We start from the raw sequence: 16,232 nt of genomic DNA, 5'->3' as shown, positions 1-16,232 counted from the left end.
TCCGAGCGTGGGTCAGCGGCTGTAGTACGAGGAGTGGTGTGAGCGAACAGGTTGCCGAGATGGCTGCGGGACTCCCGGTGGAAAACACCGAGCGGTGGCTGGTTGCCCTCGACATCGACGGAACCGTCGCGCACGAAAGCGGCAGGATTTCTCCCGACGTGCGTGATGCCGTGCGAGCCGCCGTTGCGCGCGGGCACGAGGTGATGCTGGCGACCGGTCGCAGCTGGGGTGCCACGCACACCATCATGTCCGAGCTGGGGATCACGCCGAAGTACGTGGTGTGCGCCAACGGTGCGATGATCATGCGCCGCGAACCAGCTTCACCGGATGCGGACCCACAGGGCTACGTCATCGATCACGTGGAGACCTTCCTCCCCGACGACGTGCTGAAAACGATCCGTCCGCACCTCAGCGACGGCCGCTACCTGATCGAGTATCCCGGCGGCTTCCGTCGCTATACCGAGGGCATGTACGAGTGGGACCTCAACAACGCCGAACAGGTGGAGTTTGAGGAGCTGCTGGGCACCCCGGTGATTCGTGTGGTGGTGGTTTCTCCCGAACATGATGAGGCCGAGTTCAGCCAGGTGGTGTCCGAGATGGGGCTGCACCAGGTGGCGTATGCCATCGGTTGGACCGCGTGGATGGATATCGCCCCGCTCGGGGTCAATAAGTCCACCGCGCTGGAGATTGTGCGGGAACACCTGAATGCGGCACCCGAGCGGATCCTGGTTGCCGGCGATGGCCGCAACGATGTGGAGATGTTTGAGTGGGCGCGCGAGCACGGTCGCGCGGTGGCGATGGGACAGGCACCCGAGGCCGTGCTGGCGGCTGCGGGCGAGATTACCGCGGGTGTGGCCGAAGACGGTCTGGTCCGGGTTCTCAATTCGTTGCCGTAGTTTTCTTCGGTCCTAGTGGGGCGCTGAGCGTCCGCTAGACTGGGAACGTTCGTGGGGAAACCCGTGAACTGGAGGGTTGTCCGAGCGGCCGATGGAGCTGGTCTTGAAAACCAGTGGGCAGAAATGTCTCGTGGGTTCGAATCCCACACTCTCCGCCATGACTCCCCCGGGATTACCCGGGGGAGTTTTTTAGTACCCCCGAAGGACCCCCAGTTTGGGGGTCAAATAACGCGTCTTCGAAGACACCGGGCGTGTCACCAGGTAGCGTGGGAACGTTGCTTGTTGGTTACCCTGCCGCAGACAACACGTTGCATAGTTCCGCGTGCGCCTACCCAGCGCCATACCCAACGGAACACCGCGGCGGCCTCACACTGTGACCCGAACTCAGTACGGAGAATAATTTCATGCTCGGCAGAAAACGCCGCTATTTGGCGCGCCACAAAACCGTTCAATCGCGAGGCTTTACCCCCTGGTCTCGCACCATGGCTATCGTGGCCACCGGAGTCAGCGCACTGCTGGTAGCCGGTTCGCTCGGTACCCTCCCGGCCCTCGCTGCCGGTGATCAGAAGCCCCAGTATCTGGGTGTGGAAAAGAGCGTCAACGCCGGTGCCGGTGACCAAAAGTCGGTCAGCCTGAAGCCCGGGGATGAGTTCACCTACCAGATTCGGGTGACCTGTGATGAGGGTGACTGCACCGATGCGGTCCTCACCGACAACCTCCCGGCGGGTCTCGCCGGTTTTGAGGTGCTCGAGGTGGGCGCGACCGATGCGAAGGTGGCGCTGACCGGCGTGAAGCCGGGCCAGGTTCTCGGTACGGCCGAGACCCTCACCGGAACCTTTGGCTTCCCGATTCCCGCGGGCGGCACGGGCCTGCCCGATCAGGGCAGCGTGATCATCTCGCTGAAGCTCAAGGTTCCCGCAAACCTCAGCCCCGACTGGGCATTCAACGGCACCGCGATTCAGAACACCGCGCGTGCCACCTCGACCACCGCGCGCGATGTGAACAGCAGCGCGAGTATTACCGTGGGCATCGAGAAGAAGACCGGGATCGCCACCACCAAGACGTGGGCTCCGGCGAACCAGCAGTTCAAGCCCGGTGACACCTCAACGATCACCCTGGGTGCGGGCAATACCGGCAATGTCGGGGCGAACCAGCTGACCCTGCAGGACCCGAGTGGTGCCGTGGACGGTGCCCCGGCGCTGGCCGCGGACAACCCGTTCTCGATTGTGGACTTCCAGGGCTTTGGCCCGGTCACCCTCGCGCAGGGTGCCACCCAGGTCGCCGTGGACGCCTACGTGTTCGATGGCACCAGCTGGAAGTGGGTGACCGGTGTCCCCGGTCCGGCATCGGCCATCGCGCTGCCCTCGGGCGTGAGCGCGTCGGATGTGGGCGGAATTCGGATCCGCCAGATCGGTGCCGACGGTTCGATCGTGGCGGGTGGGTCCGCCGGAACGATCGCGCTTCAGGTTGCCCAGCGCGAGACCACGCGCACGGCAACCCCCACCAGCCTGGTGGGTGGGGCCAAGCTCACTAACAAGGCTGCGGGAACCGTGACCTACCCGGACCTGGATCCGGTCACCACCACCGCGACCGCGCCGTTTGAAATCGGCGGCCTCAACGTCAGCGTGGGTGCCGGGAAAACCATCGATCCGAGCAAGATTCCCGCGGGCGGCACCGCCCGTGCGCACGTGACCGGCGCAAACACGTCCAACGGTCCGCTGAGCACCCTGGTGCTGAGCGACCTCGACTACTTCTCGCAGAGCCTGGCCTTTGGCGGCTTTAGCGAGGGCATCACCTATCCGCAGGGTGCGACGGCCGGAACCGTGACCTGGGTCTATGACGACAAGAGCACCGAGGTGGTTCCCTTTGCCTCGGGTGCGACCCCGGCCGTCCCCGCAGGTAAGGTCGTGACCGGCTTTATCCTCACCTTCACCGGTGCCATCGCCAAGGACGCGCAGACCGCCGCCGACTACCTGATCAAGCCGGCCGTGGACTATGTCAACGCCGAGACCGGCAAGGTCTCGACCAAGAACAATCTGAAGGTCACCGGAAAGAACGCCGCCGGGGAGGCCAGCCAGAACGCTTCGGCACCACTGGACATTCACTTCCCCAAGGTCGATCTGGACCTGAAGAAGACCGTGACTCCGGGCTACCCGGTTGAGCCGGGTGCGCTGGTGACCACCGCGCTTGAGGCCACCACTCGGACCGGCACCGAGCTGGTGCCGTCCACCAAGATCGTCATCACCGACGAGTGGACCACGGGAGACAAGACCACCAACTTCTGGGAGGCACACAACCCGGTTCGGGTGGCCCCGACGGTGATCCCGGCGAACACGTCGCTCACCGCGGAGTATAAGGATGCCTCGGGTGTCTGGCACGTCCTGGATGGGACGCCGACCGCCAGCGTACCCAAGGCCGGCAACTTCAGCGCCGATCTGCCCAGGGATGCCGTGGGCGTTCGCTACACGTTCACCAACCCCGACGGGTTTGCCCAGGGTGTCATCCTGAAGCCGTTCACCACGTTTGAGGCGCGCGCGACCCTGCGCGGTACCGAAAACACGCCCACCGCGGTGCCGGCCACGAACCCCAAGCCCAGCACCTACACCAACACCGCAACCACGAAGGCCACCGCCGAGCGTCCCGGGCTGCCGACGATCACCAGCGATACCAAGAAGTCGCAGGCGACCGCCCAGATCCAGATTCGCACCGATGACGGCTCGGGTGTTCCCGGACCGCTGGTGAGCAAGGGGTGGTTCGACGTTACCAAGACCAATAACAAGGTTGGCATCCTGAACGCACAGTCCTCGGACCACGTGCTGACCAAGCTGGGCTGGGGCGTGACCCGCACCGGATTTAGCTCGGTCACCCTGAACGAGCCCAATGGTGGGGAAAACACCCCGGAATCCACGGTTTTCCAGGCGTTTGACCTGGTGGGGATCGGAGCCGTCTCGCGTGCCACCGACCCGGCCCTGCGCTGGGACCGCGTGAGCAAGGTTGAGCTGTTCAACGGGACCGCCTGGACCGAGGTGAAGCCGGCCGGTAACAACTGGATGAACGCGACCGGTTTCATCGGCTATCAGCTGAGCGATGCCGAGCGAGCCAGCACCACCGGTCTGCGGATCACCGTGGTGCCGGATGTGGAGGCCCGGACCACGAGCACCGATCCGCTGGCCCCGCCGGTGAACAGCGGCATCACGACCTCGGGCGGCGTTACCGCGAGCCGGATCATTCCGGTCGAGTGGAAGCTGCGCAACGTGCTGCGGGTGATTCCCGCCGACAACCCGGACAAGCGCTGGGTGGATCAGCGGGCCCTGTTCAACCTGCCCGCGACCGGATCGATCCGCAACACCCTCGGCGTGACCGGGGTGTACGACGGCCGGAACATCTCCGGCTCGGCCTTCGCCGATATCTCGCTGGCGAACCAGCCGCCGGGAGTCAAGGTCTTCAAGGACGCCAGCGTCGCCAACGTGGTCCTGCCGAACCTTGCCGAGGTGCCCGAGGGCAAGTTCCCCGTGGTGACCTACCGGGTGGCGGCGATCAACAACTCCACCGCCGCCGCGTCCTTCATCCGGGTCACCGACCCCACGATGTGTGCGCTGGACAACTGCATTACCGATTCCCAGCGACCGGACTCGGTGATGTTTGGCACGAAGGCATCGGACTACGATCCGGCGACCAACCCGTTTGAGCTGATGAACCTGCGTAAGCTCACCTTCACGCTGCCCGCCGGGCAGGTGGACATCAACGCTTCGACCGTCCAGCTGTGGAAGCGGGATGCGGCCGGCACGCTGAGCTTTGAGACCGTGAGTGTGGCCCAGGCGAGTGCGCTGAGCGCCGCCGCGCTGGCCGACGTGGTCGGTGTGAGCGTGCTCTACCAGGGGACCAACCCCAAGCAGGACGGTGGTTCGCTGCTCACCGGAACCCTGGACCCCAAGAACATTCCCGGGTCCAAGAACGTGCTGCTGATGAGCGTGGAAACCCAGGTTCGTGCCCACGACCGCAGCACCGGTGCGCTGGTAACCCCGGCGTCGGTGGAGCGTTCGGTGGTGGCCAACACCAGCACCGCGCAGAGCTACGATCCGGTGCTCTACCCGAGCCAGGCTGGAACCGATTCGGCCTCGGCTGAGGTCAAGCTGCTGGATGGTGAGCTTCGGGTGAGTGCCACCAAGAAGATCGCTCCGGCCGCGCTGACCGAGGTGAAGAAGGGTGACCCGGTGACCCTGACCCTGGGTGCCGCCTCGAAGGACAAGGCCGGCGTCGAGTCGACCGTGTCCAGCCGCAAGGTTGTGATTGAGGACACCACGGACGCGTTCTGGAACGCCTATGCGCTGCAGCGCCTGGTCCCGAACCAGATCATGAAGCCCAACGGGGCCGACCGCGTGCAGGTGGACATTCGAACCGGTCTCGGGGCGGATGCCGTCTGGCACCTGGGCACCCCGGCCGCGGCCGCCGCGCTGCCCGCCGATGTGAGCGATCCGCAGACGGCATCGGGTATCCGATTCACCTTCACCAACTCCACCGGTCGGTCCTTCTCAACCACCGCACCGCCGGCGACCTGGAACGCGAGCGCGGTGCTGAACCTCGCCCTGCGGACCCAGACGCTGGATGGTCAGGCGATCGACTTCGCCAAGAAGAACACCATCACCAACACGGCAACCGTCGAGTCCAGCTACAACTACGCCCCGGGTACGCCCGTGGTGTACGCGCCGGCCACCGACAGGGCCCAGGCCCCGATCGAAACCGGACCGGGACGTCACTCGCTGAGCCTGAGCAAGACCCCGGCCCAGCAGATTGTGCGGGTGGACGATGCGAACCTCTGGACGCTGAGTTTCACCAACTCGAACGACTCGTTCCTCAACATCACCCAGGTGGAGGATCGGCTGCCTGAGTTCCTCAAGTGGGACGAGGAGAACCCGACCTTCGCCACCTCGGCCAACGGTCTGCTCTCGACCCAGGTGAAGACCGCGTTTGATCCCGAGACGCGCAAGATCACCTTCACCTGGCCGAGCGATAAAAACCGGATGGCCCCGGGGGAGAAGTTCACGATCACGCTGAACCTTGCCCTGCAGGCGGGACTTCCGCAGGGTGGTCAGGCCACCAACGCCCTCGTGGTCACCACCGTTCAGGACCTGGATTCCTGCTCGCGCGGCACCAACCAGGGCACCGTTGATGGGCTGGCACCCAACCAGTGCGGCACCACCAACTTCGTCAAGCAGCAGGCGGGTGCGCTGTTTCAGATCAGCAAGAGCGTCAAGGGTGAGCTGGCCGACCCCGCCAAGAAGCTGACCTCCGGTGCCACCAACCGGGTGTCCGCCGACCGCGTGTGCGCCCCGGATGCCGAGGGCTACTACGGTGCCGACTGTGTGGCCAACACCGTGGTGGGTGCCACCGACGGCTGGAAGCTGCGGATGGTCAACACCGGTGACACCTCGCTGACCACGGCGACCATCCTGGATGTGCTGCCGTTTGCCGGGGACAAGAACCTCGTTGCCGGCGACAGCCGCGGCTCGACCTACCGTCCGATGTTTGACGGAGACTTCGGGGTCAAGCTGCGCGAGGGTGCCCCCGCGGGCACCACGATGCGCTGGGAGGTCACGACCGATCCGCGTGCCCGCGTGTGTGTGGGAGATGGAACCGGGTGGAAGGATGATCCCACCTGTAAGTCGGCGAACTGGCGGGTGATTGCTCCGGGGACGGTCCTCACCGATGCCGAGGCTACCGCGGTGTCGGCGATCCGGGTGACCCTGGACTTCTCCGGCGTTACCGGTGGGCTTGCCCCCGGTAAGGAGGCCGGCGTGAACTTCCAGACGATCAACGTGCCCGACTCCGCCGACCACGTGGGCGGCGCCCATGTGGACCTGAGCGGCGCGAGCCGCGTGGCCGACGTGGCCATCAACCAGCCGGCCGCCTACGGTGTCTTCGCGGGTGGTCAGACCCAGTCGCGTGCATCCAAGTCGGTGGGTGTTCGAATCGCCACCGGCGTGCTGCCGCTGGCGAAGAACTTCACCGGTGATGCGGCGAAGTATGCGCCCGGTCTGGCCTCGGCGGATGTGTCCTGCCGGGTTCCCAGTGGGCGTAACGATGCCACCGGTCGTGCCCAGCTGATGCCGCTGAAGCTTGCCGACACCGGCAAGGTTCTCTTCACCAAAACCAACCTTTTCGCCACCGTCTTCACCGGGCTGCCGCTGGGTGCCCTGTGTGACGTGAGCGAATCCGGCGACCGTGGTCTCTTCGGTGAGACCGATCGTTCGGGTGGCGTGAAGAACATTCAGATCGTCGCCGGTGCCGCCTCGGTGCTGCCGACCGTGGCACTGGAAAACCGCTACGACATGACCAGTCTGAAGGTGACCAAGAAGGTTGACACCCTGGCCGATCCGGCGATCTTCACCAACTTCTCGTTCGACTTTGCGCTCAGCTGCACCGCGGCCGTGAGCAAAATCCCGGTGACCTGGGATGGCGAAGAGGTGCTGAAGTTCTCGCTCACCCCGGGTGATGGGGAGAACGCCGAGCTTTCTCACGAGGTGACCGGAATCCCGGTGGGTGCCACGTGTGAGCTGACCGAGACCGATACTCGGGGTTCCCAGCACACCACCATTTCGCTGAACGGTCAGACGATCTCTGAGACCGATGCCACGGCACCAACCGAGCCGAAGGCCACCCCGAGTGCCGTGTTCACCGCGGCCGCCGCGGATCCGCTGAAGGAGTTCGAGGTTGCCAACAACATTGAGGTAACCAACCGCTTCGACACCGGAAGGCTCTCGATCTTCAAGGCCCTCGCCGGTGCCGGTCAGGACACCTACGGTCAGGCCGAGGGTACCCACCTCACCGCCGCGGTCACCTGCACCTACGGCACCAGCCCGGTGCAGACCCTGTTCCAGGACACGGTTGCGATTACCGCGGGCGAGGCCACGGAGATTGAGCGTGACTTCCCGCTGGGAACCGCGTGCGAAATCACCGAGGTGAACACCGGTGGGGCAACCCACACGGACAACCCGGAAGCCGGTTCGGTCATCATCACCGGCAGCGCGGTCACCGCGGACATCACCAACCACTTCGACGTGGGGTCCCTGGAGATCGTGAAGGAGCGCACCGGCAGCGGTGTGGACGCCTTCGGTCAGGGAACCTACACCGCCGCGGTGGTCTGCACCTGGCAGCGCGACGGTGACACCCTCACCGCCCCGCTGGCGAACGGTGGCATTGTGACCCTCGGCCCGGACAACAACTACCGCGCCGAGCTCACCGGAATCCTGATCGGTGCCCACTGCACCGTGACCGAGACCGACGCCGGTCTGGCAACCGCCGTGTCCTACGCTCCCGAGGATGGAACGGTGACCATCACCGATCCCGAATCCACGCAGGACACCGCGCGGGTAACCATCACCAACACGTTCACCACCGGCTCCCTGGAGATTCGTAAGAGCGTGCAGGCACCGCTGGCGGTGACCAACGGCGAGGTGACCTACACGATCGATGTCACCAACACCGGTGAGATCGAGGCCACCGACGTCCCGGTGACCGATGTTCTGCCGACCGGGGCTACCTTCCTGAAGGCGCCGAAGGGCACCTTCGCCAATGGCGAGGTGCGCTGGAACCTGGAGAAGCTGGCACCGGGGGAGAGCGTGAGCCTGAGCGTGACCGTCGCGTTCGCCCAGCCCGGCACATTTGAGAACTGTGCCAGCCTGGTCAAGCCGAGCGGTCCGTGGTCGGATACCGTCGTGCACAACCCGGGTGCGGACAAGAACGCATCCTGTGTCAGCGTGACCGTGGTTCCGGGTAACCCAAACACCCCGCCGAGCGGTGACAACACCGTGATTCCGGGCCTGCCGAATACCGGATCCGATCTTCGAGGGATCCTGGGCGGCACGTTGCTGCTGCTGTTGGCGGGTGCCGCGGTAATCTGGTTGGCACGTCGCGAACGATTCTCGAACGCGGCCTAGCCAGGCAACGACGCACGGGCGGACGGGGTTTCCCCATCCGTCCGTGCGGTCTTTCGGGGGTTTTCTCCCAGTGAATGTACAAAGAAACCTGGCAGCATGATGTGATTCTTACGTGCCGCAGTGTCGTGGGTTCTCGATGCGGGTACATTCGCGCGGGCCCCGGTGCCCGACATTCGGAATCCTCGAACTCGTTTTATTGTCATCCCAGCCCTCCCGAAAGGCGCGCATTGAGTAGCTCCCGTCAACGCCCCTCCCGCGTGCCCGCAGTCAGGCACGGTCAGTTGCGTCGATCGACCCCGTGGATCTCCGCGGCCAAGATCGTGGCCGGTGCGCTCGCCGTGGTTTTGGTGAGCGGTGCCAGCGTGGGGGCCTATGCGGTGTGGGACGTCGTGTCCTCGATTAAGCCCTCGGTGGACCTCGGTAAGGAGTCACCCCCGCCCAAGTCGATCGACTCGATCGAGGGTGGCGTGAACCTCCTCCTGGTGGGCAGCGACTCGCGTCAGGGGCAGGACCCCAACCTCTTTGGTGACCCCACCAAGGAGACCGGTGTGCTCAACGATGTGACGATGCTGCTGCACATCTCCGAGGACCACAGCGCGGCAACCGTGGTCAGTTTCCCGCGGGACATGTTTGTACCGATCCCCGCATGCCCCAAGCCCGAGGGCGGAAACTACCCGGCAATGTCCTCGCAGAAGATCAACACAACCCTGGGCTATGGCGGGCTGCCCTGCACGGTGAAGACCGTCGAAGCACTCACCGGACTCGATATCCCCTATGCCGCCGAGGTACAGTTCAGCGGCGTGATTGAGCTGTCCAACGCCGTGGGCGGTGTCGAGGTGTGTGTCGCCAAGGGCATTGCCGACCCCTACACCGGAACCTACCTGGATGCGGGTAACCACAACCTGCAGGGCCTGGCAGCGCTGCAGTTCCTGCGCACCCGGCACGGTGTGGGTGACGGTTCCGACCTCGGTCGGATCAGTAACCAGCAGGTCTTCCTGTCCTCGCTGGTTCGTACCCTGCAGTCCAGCAACACGCTGTCCGATCCGACCAAGCTCTTCTCGATCGCCAAGGCCGCGGTGAGTAATATGACCCTCTCCACGAGCCTGAACGACGTCAATACGATGGTCCAGATTGCCCTGGCGTTGAAGAACATCCCGCTGGACCAGATTGTGTTTGTGCAGTACCCCAACGCAATCGTTGATAAGCCCGGGCATAACGGTGTGGAACCGCTGCCGGGGCCGGCCAAGACGCTGTTTGACGCGATCAAGGCCGACCAGCACATCAGTCTCACCGGCGGCACCGGCCTCGGTTCGGTGGTGGAGCCTCCCGCTGGGGAAACGGAGACTCCCGCGACCCCGCCTGCCGGTGGAACCCAAACTCCGGCCACGCCTCCGACCGGTGGCACCCAGACTCCCGTGGCGCCGCCCGCGGGTGGGTCCTCCACAACCCCGACCGACCCATCGGCACCCCCCGCCGTGGTGGAGCTGCCCTCGTCGGTGACCGGGCAGAGCGCCGGTGAGCAGACCTGTTCGGCCGGAAATAAGCGCCGCTAGCGGCTTCCGGCGGGGCATTCGGAAAATTTCCCGGCCTTTTTCGCGCGTGGATTCGGCGCGGCGGCAAGGTTCCGATATGCTTGCAACGTACCTCGCTCGCGAGGTAAGGAGACGTCGCATAGTGGCCTAGTGCACCACCCTGCTAAGGTGGAGTCCCCCTAAGGGGACCGCGGGTTCAAATCCCGCCGTCTCCGCCACAAATAAAAGCCCCGGCATCCGCTCAGTGAGAGCGAGTGCCGGGGTTTTTGTCGTTTCGGCATGAGGGCGAGTCGGTTTCTCTCCACATGCTGTCCACACCCCCTCCGGCGTTTTGCACACCGGTTTCCACAGGTTTCAACAGAGTTATCCACAATCTGTGGAGAGCGTGTTCGTGGGATTTCTGATCTCCAGGATGAGACCCATCTGCTCCGCGAGCGTTTCGGCGGCGGTACCCACCGCATCGCGGAACTGGGCGAGGTTGCCCCCGGGTTCGGGAAAGATCCCGTCCACGGCGAGCACTTTGCCGTCTCGGCGCACATCGACGCGCCCCATGAACCTGGTCCCCACCAGGACGCCGAGGACATAGTGGCCATAGACCCGCTTGGACGCCGGCTTATACGCCTCGAACGTGTAGTCGAAGTTGAAGACGCGGCGGCTGCGGTCACGGTCGCGGATCAGCGGATCGAACGGACCGATGAAGCGGGGATCCTCGGGAACGGTGCCGGGGGAATCGACGGCCGCGGTGGTGGCGGGATCGGGACTCAGCCAGGCCGGAGTGCCCCATCCCTCGACCCGGGCGGGCAGCGCATCGCCGTGCTCCAGCCCAAAGCCCGCGTCGGCGGGGACCAGGTTGTAGTGCCGCGCCACATCCGCGGTGGTGGCCACCCCCAGCGAGCGGATGGCGCGGTTGGCGAGCCCCACCAGGATCTGTGCGCGGGAGGGAACGCTATCGCGCAGCTCTGTGGGAATGCGGCGTTCGGGCACATCGTAGACGCGGCGGTTGAGCCGGCGGTCGGTGCTGACCACCTCGCCGCGCCAGACCAGGTGCTCGGTAATGCGTTTGCTCTCGGACCAGTCCCAGCCGCCTCCCGCCCGCGGGGCCGTCTCCTCGATGCGGGCGAGGGTGAGGCCGTGATCACTCGCGCGGATGAGCGCGGTGACCCCGGAGAGCTCGGTGTTGCCGGGGGAGTCGCGGCGCAGCGCCGCGGACAGTCGATTGAGCCGGAAGAGTGGCCAGTCCTCGATCGGGATCAGTGCGGACGCGTGTGTGTATGTTTCGAAGGAGATTGCCTCGCCGCGGGACCAGAGTTGACCATCAATCTCGCGTGATCGGGCGGCACGCGGCAGTCGCGCGAGGCAGGTGAGCCGGTGCGCCCGATCGACGCGGGTCAGTGAGTCCAACTGGATGAGCCCCACTCGGTGCAGAACCGTGCGGGGCTCATCGGCTTGCCCGGGTACGTGGCTGGCAATCACAGCCACGAGGCGGGCAAGCTCGGGGGTGAGGGTGATGGTGTGTTGCGGGGAGCTGTGGAGAGGCACGGAGTCTCCGTTCGTCTAAGCGCCGCCCGAGTCGGGCGGAGCATGCGACACCCTCAGCACGCTGAGGGCACACACCGGGAACGGTGCGGTGCCGACATACCGCGCGAGGGGTTCGCGCCGCCGCACAAAAGTAACCACGCTACCTGTGATTTGTGCCCAAAAACGCTAGGAGAAACCTGACTTTTCAGGCCAAAATCACGGACGTATGTTATGAGTCCACTTGCTATGCGGGGCCGGATCCGAACAGTAATCCGAGCAGATAGGTCACGCCGGCGGCACCGAATCCGATGGCCAGCTGGCGCAGTGCGCGCTTGAGTGGCGACGCCCCACTCAGCACACCGACGATGGCACCGGTGCCCAGGAGCGCGGCACCCACCAGGACCGCGGCGACCAGGACGGCGGCGAATCCACCGAGGCCGAACAGGTAGGGCAGCACGGGGATGATGGCTCCCGAGGCGAAGAAGAGGAAGCTGGAGGTTGCCGCACCCCAGGCGGTACCCAGTGATTCGTGGTCGGCCTCGGTTTCCTCGGCTACCGGAGCCTCCGGGGCGCCGTCGTGGGTGCAGGGAAGCCCGGCGAGAATCTCCTGAGCGTGATCGATAGATTCATCCGTCTCCATGCCGCGGGCGCGGTACACCAGGGCCAGTTCGTTGGCGTTGATGTCGAGATGGGGGACCGCGCTCTGCGCCTCGGGGTTCGGGGTCGAGGCATCCAGGAGCTCGCGCTGTGAGCGGACCGATACGTACTCGCCCGCACCCATCGAGAGCGCGCCGGCGAGCAGCCCGGCCACACCCGCGGCGAGCACCACCGAGGTCTCCACCCCGGTTGCGGCCATACCCAGCACCAGGGCCAGGTTGGACACCAGGCCGTCGTTAGCGCCGAAGACGGCCGCCCGGAAGGACCCGGAGAGCTGGATGCGACTGCGCGCCGCCAGGCCCCGGACAACCTCCTCGTGGATGCGCTCGTCGGCGGCCATCGCGTCAGTCGCGTGAACGTCGGCACCATACGGTGAGCGAGCCTCGGTGCGCTGCATGAGGGCCAGCACAAAGACCGGGCCGAAGTGGCGGGCAAGGAAGCAGCGGAAGCGGGTGCGGAGGGCCACCGGGCGGGGCTTGCCCGCGTTCTCGCCCAGCAGGTCGAGCCAGTGCTGTTCGTGGCGGCGTTCGGCCTCGGCGAGTGAGGTGAGGATCTCGCGTTCCTCGCCACTACGGGCGTCGGCGAGGTCCTGGTATACGGCGCGCTCGGCGCGCTCGTCGGCGAGGTATCTGCGCCAGCGGCGGATCTCGGTGGGGGTGGGGGTTGTGGTCACGATACGGCTCCTGGCTTTGGGCCGAAGCGCTCGGATGGCGGCTTCGGCTACGGTCAATAAGTAGCCGAAGGTCTCGCTCGCCCCGCGTGCGGGGTGGGCTGCCGGGCTTGCGCCAGTATGTCGACAGACCGCTTTGCGATTGTGAAAATCGCCAGTGGGAACTACTCCCCTTCGTTCAAGCCAGTGTAGCGTAAATGGCTCTGACCAGGGATTCGGTGCACCGAACTTGTGTTTTCCCTACGCGGTCTGGGCGATTTCTGCCGCCCGGATCACATCGTGCAGGGTCTCGCGCAGGTTGGTGAGCTCGGGCAGACTCATCCCCAGCGCCTCGATGATGCGCGGGGGAATCTTGGTCGCCTGCTGGCGCAGGTCGCGACCGGTTTCGGTGAGCTCGATATCGAGCACTCGTTCGTCCCGAGTGCTGCGAGTGCGGGTGATCAGGCCGGCGTTTTCCAGGCGCTTGAGCAGCGGTGAGAGCGTCGGTGGCTCGAGGGCAAGAGCGACCCCGAGATCCTTGACCGAGCGGGGACTGGACTCCCAGAGGGCGAGCATCACCAGGTATTGGGGGTGGGTGAGGCCTAGTGGTTCGAGGATCGGGCGGTAGAGCGCCAGGACGTTTCGAGAGGCCACCGCCAGGGCGAAGCAGACCTGGTTCTCGAGTGCGAGGAGGTCGTCTGGGGTGGTGATGTTCTCTGACATGTTCCCAGTGTAACAAAACAGGTGTACGCTAATAGTTATGGCACGAACTAAAGGTGAGCCCGGGCCGATTCGGGCCGCGGGTGGCTTTACCAACTGGCTCAACGGAAAGCTGCGTCCCTACATTGGGCCGCCGCCCCTGGGTCCGTACAACGAGGAGCCGCTGCCGGATACGGCCGAGGCTGCCTGCCCCCTGTGTGGTCATCCGATGTCGCAGCACATCGTGGACCGCAGTGGTGAGCGCACCCAGCTGCACTGCCCCAAATAGACCCCTTACATAACAAAGGTCGCACCCGGTTGGGTGCGACCTTTGTTATGTTGTCGGCTGTTCTAGTGTCGGCGAGGAGCCGAGGGCTTGGTTAGAGTGCCACGGGGAACCGGCTAGAGGTTCGAGGAGGTTGCCCAGAGGTTCACCCCGGTGTCTCCGGTACCCACGGCCTCGTCGATGTCGGCGAGCTCCTGAGCGGTGAACTCCAGGTTGTCGAGGGCACCGAGGTTCTCGTCCAGCTGCTTGACCGAGGAAACCCCGATCAGCGCGCTGGTGGCCCCACCCTCGCGCAGCACCCAGGCGATCGCCAGCTGAGCCAGGCTCTGTCCACGACGCTGGGCGATGGTGTTCAGGGCGCGCAGGCGGGTGATGTTGTCCTCGCTGAGGAAGCCGTCCAGGAACGAGGTGCGTGCGGCCGAGGGGACGGCACTCGGGTCCTGCAGGTACTTGTCGGTCAGCAGGCCCTGGGCCAGCGGGGTGAAGGCGATCGAGCCGAGCCCGTTGGTCTTCAGGGTGTCCAGCAGGCCGTCCTCTACCCAGCGGTTGACCAGCGAGTAGGCAGGCTGGTGGATGACCAGTGGGGTGCCCAGCTCGCGGGCCGCGGCGATTGCCCGCTCGGTGCGCTCGGCCGAGTAGGACGAGATGCCCACGTACAGGGCCTTGCCCTGACGCACGGCGGTGTCGAGGGCACCGATGGTCTCCTCAACCGGGGTATCGGGGTCCACACGGTGCGAGTAGAAGATGTCCACGTAGTCGGTGCGCAGGCGTTCGAGGGACTCCTCGAGGCTGTTGAGCAGGTACTTGCGGCCACCGAAGTTGCCATAGGGACCCGCCCAGTGCGGCCAGCCGGCCTTGGTCGAGACGATCAGCTCGCTGCGGTACGGCTTGAAATCCGAGTGCAGCAGGCGGCCGAAGTTGTACTCGGCCGATCCGCCGGGAGGCCCGTAGTTGTTCGCCAGGTCGAAGTGGGTGATGCCGCGGTCAAACGCGTGAGTGAGGATCTCCCGCTGAGTATCAAACGGGCGGTTGTCACCAAAGTTGTACCAGAGGCCCAGGGAGATCGGAGGCAGCAGCAGCCCGCTGTTACCCACCCGTCGGTAGCCGAGGTGGGTGTAGCGGTCCGCGGCGGCGCGGTAGGGCTGGTGGATGTCGGGATCGTCGGCGCTGAAGCGAACCTCGTTGGTCATTGCTAGTCCTTCGTGATGTAGGTGGAGAGGGGGAGCAGGAACGAGGTTCCGGGTGCCGCGGCACCGGGCTCGACCCTGCGGTAGTCGGCCACATCGTGCAGGGTCGCCGCACGCACCTGACGCCGAATGGTCACCGGGGAGGTGGCCGGGGTGCAGCGCAGGTCGATGCGCGGGTTGGCCTCGGCGGCCGCATCCAGGGTGTTGTCGGAGTGGGTGGTGCCGATCAGGTCGCCGCGATCCACGGTGACCTCGGAGAAGCGCACCGGACCGGTCGAGGTGAGGCGGCTGGCGCAGGCATCCCAGTCGCCCAGGTAGTGGGTGCCGGGGCGTCCGTGCTCGAGGATGATGGTGTGGAACCCGGAGGCCGTGCGCGCGCTAATCAGCATGACATCGCCCGCCGCGGCCCCCGGGCCGAGCATCGCGCGGCCCTCGAGGCTGAACGTGTCGGGGCCGGTGACCGTCAGAATGGGTGCGTCGGGAGCTGGCTCGGCGAGGGCCCAGATCCACTCCTCGGCGGCGCTTCGGGTTAGCCACGGGCAGCGCTCTCCCGAGGCCGCGGTGGTGACCAGCAGGGTCAGCGTGCGGTAGTGGTCGGCCAGGATGCGGGCGAGAACGTCATTGTGCTCGGCCAGGACCTGAACAACCTCGGTGCCCAGGCGCAGGGGTGCGCCGGTACCGCCGTGTTCACGGGGAATGGTGAGGGAGGCCAGGCCGCTCTCGCGCAGCAGATCCAGCGCGGCGCTCGGCTCCACGCCGCGTGCCTGCGCGGCCACACGGGTGGCTACGGCTCGCCAGTGAGCCGGCGTAGCGGGGCTGGGGAGGATGCTGTTGGGGGTCATCGTTCGCTCCAGGGTTGATGGTCTGTGCC

9 protein-coding genes and 2 tRNA genes are annotated in these 16,232 nt (G+C 65.6%); 6 read left to right on the top strand and 5 right to left on the bottom strand.

The features are described 5' to 3' along the window. Positions 1-38: 38 nt before the first annotated feature. From M2390_RS08490 to M2390_RS08470, 5 genes are all read left to right on the top strand, one after another. Positions 39-896, top strand: a complete 858-nt coding sequence (locus tag M2390_RS08490) for an HAD family hydrolase (protein WP_259178008.1) — start codon at positions 39-41, stop codon at positions 894-896. 70 nt (positions 897-966) lie between these two features. After that, positions 967-1,054 (top strand) — tRNA-Ser (locus tag M2390_RS08485). 324 nt (positions 1,055-1,378) lie between these two features. After that, positions 1,379-8,833 carry a DUF11 domain-containing protein gene (locus tag M2390_RS08480; protein WP_259178007.1) on the top strand — a complete coding sequence of 2,485 codons (7,455 nt, stop codon included), beginning with the start codon at positions 1,379-1,381 and terminating at the stop codon, positions 8,831-8,833. Between the two features lie 227 nt (positions 8,834-9,060). Next, on the top strand, positions 9,061-10,386 hold the full coding sequence (locus M2390_RS08475) for an LCP family protein (RefSeq protein WP_259178006.1): 1,326 nt from the start codon (positions 9,061-9,063) through the stop codon (positions 10,384-10,386). A gap of 107 nt (positions 10,387-10,493) precedes the next feature. Further along, positions 10,494-10,583: transfer RNA gene (locus tag M2390_RS08470), tRNA-Ser, on the top strand. Positions 10,584-10,728: 145 nt separating this feature from the next. Here M2390_RS08470 and M2390_RS08465 read toward each other — a convergent pair. The 3 genes from M2390_RS08465 to M2390_RS08455 form a co-directional block, all read right to left on the bottom strand. Beyond that, the gene (locus tag M2390_RS08465; RefSeq protein WP_259178005.1) at positions 10,729-11,904 is read right to left on the bottom strand and encodes a DNA glycosylase AlkZ-like family protein; all 1,176 of its coding nucleotides are present in this window, start codon (positions 11,902-11,904) and stop codon (positions 10,729-10,731) included. 223 nt (positions 11,905-12,127) lie between these two features. Continuing rightward, entirely contained in the window at positions 12,128-13,216 is a 1,089-nt protein-coding gene (locus tag M2390_RS08460) for a VIT1/CCC1 transporter family protein (protein WP_259178073.1), read from the bottom strand. 234 nt (positions 13,217-13,450) lie between these two features. After that, a complete protein-coding gene (locus M2390_RS08455; RefSeq protein ID WP_121689522.1) occupies positions 13,451-13,912 on the bottom strand; it encodes a MarR family winged helix-turn-helix transcriptional regulator in 462 nt (153 codons plus the stop codon). A 37-nt stretch (positions 13,913-13,949) separates the two neighbouring features. Here M2390_RS08455 and M2390_RS08450 point away from each other — a divergent pair, with 37 nt between their 5' ends. Next, positions 13,950-14,177, top strand: coding sequence for a hypothetical protein (locus M2390_RS08450; RefSeq protein ID WP_081864149.1), 228 nt, complete (start codon positions 13,950-13,952; stop codon positions 14,175-14,177). A 113-nt stretch (positions 14,178-14,290) separates the two neighbouring features. Here M2390_RS08450 and M2390_RS08445 read toward each other — a convergent pair whose 3' ends face one another. Beyond that, positions 14,291-15,364 carry an aldo/keto reductase gene (locus M2390_RS08445; RefSeq protein ID WP_259178004.1) on the bottom strand — a complete coding sequence of 358 codons (1,074 nt, stop codon included), beginning with the start codon at positions 15,362-15,364 and terminating at the stop codon, positions 14,291-14,293. Between the two features lie 2 nt (positions 15,365-15,366). After that, entirely contained in the window at positions 15,367-16,203 is an 837-nt protein-coding gene (locus tag M2390_RS08440) for a hypothetical protein (RefSeq protein WP_259178003.1), read from the bottom strand. Between the last annotated feature and the right edge of the window lie 29 nt (positions 16,204-16,232).

Source organism: Mycetocola sp. BIGb0189 (genome assembly GCF_024810155.1).
Lineage (GTDB): Bacteria > Actinomycetota > Actinomycetes > Actinomycetales > Microbacteriaceae > Mycetocola > Mycetocola lacteus.
This window is presented reverse-complemented; position numbering and strand designations above follow the sequence as displayed.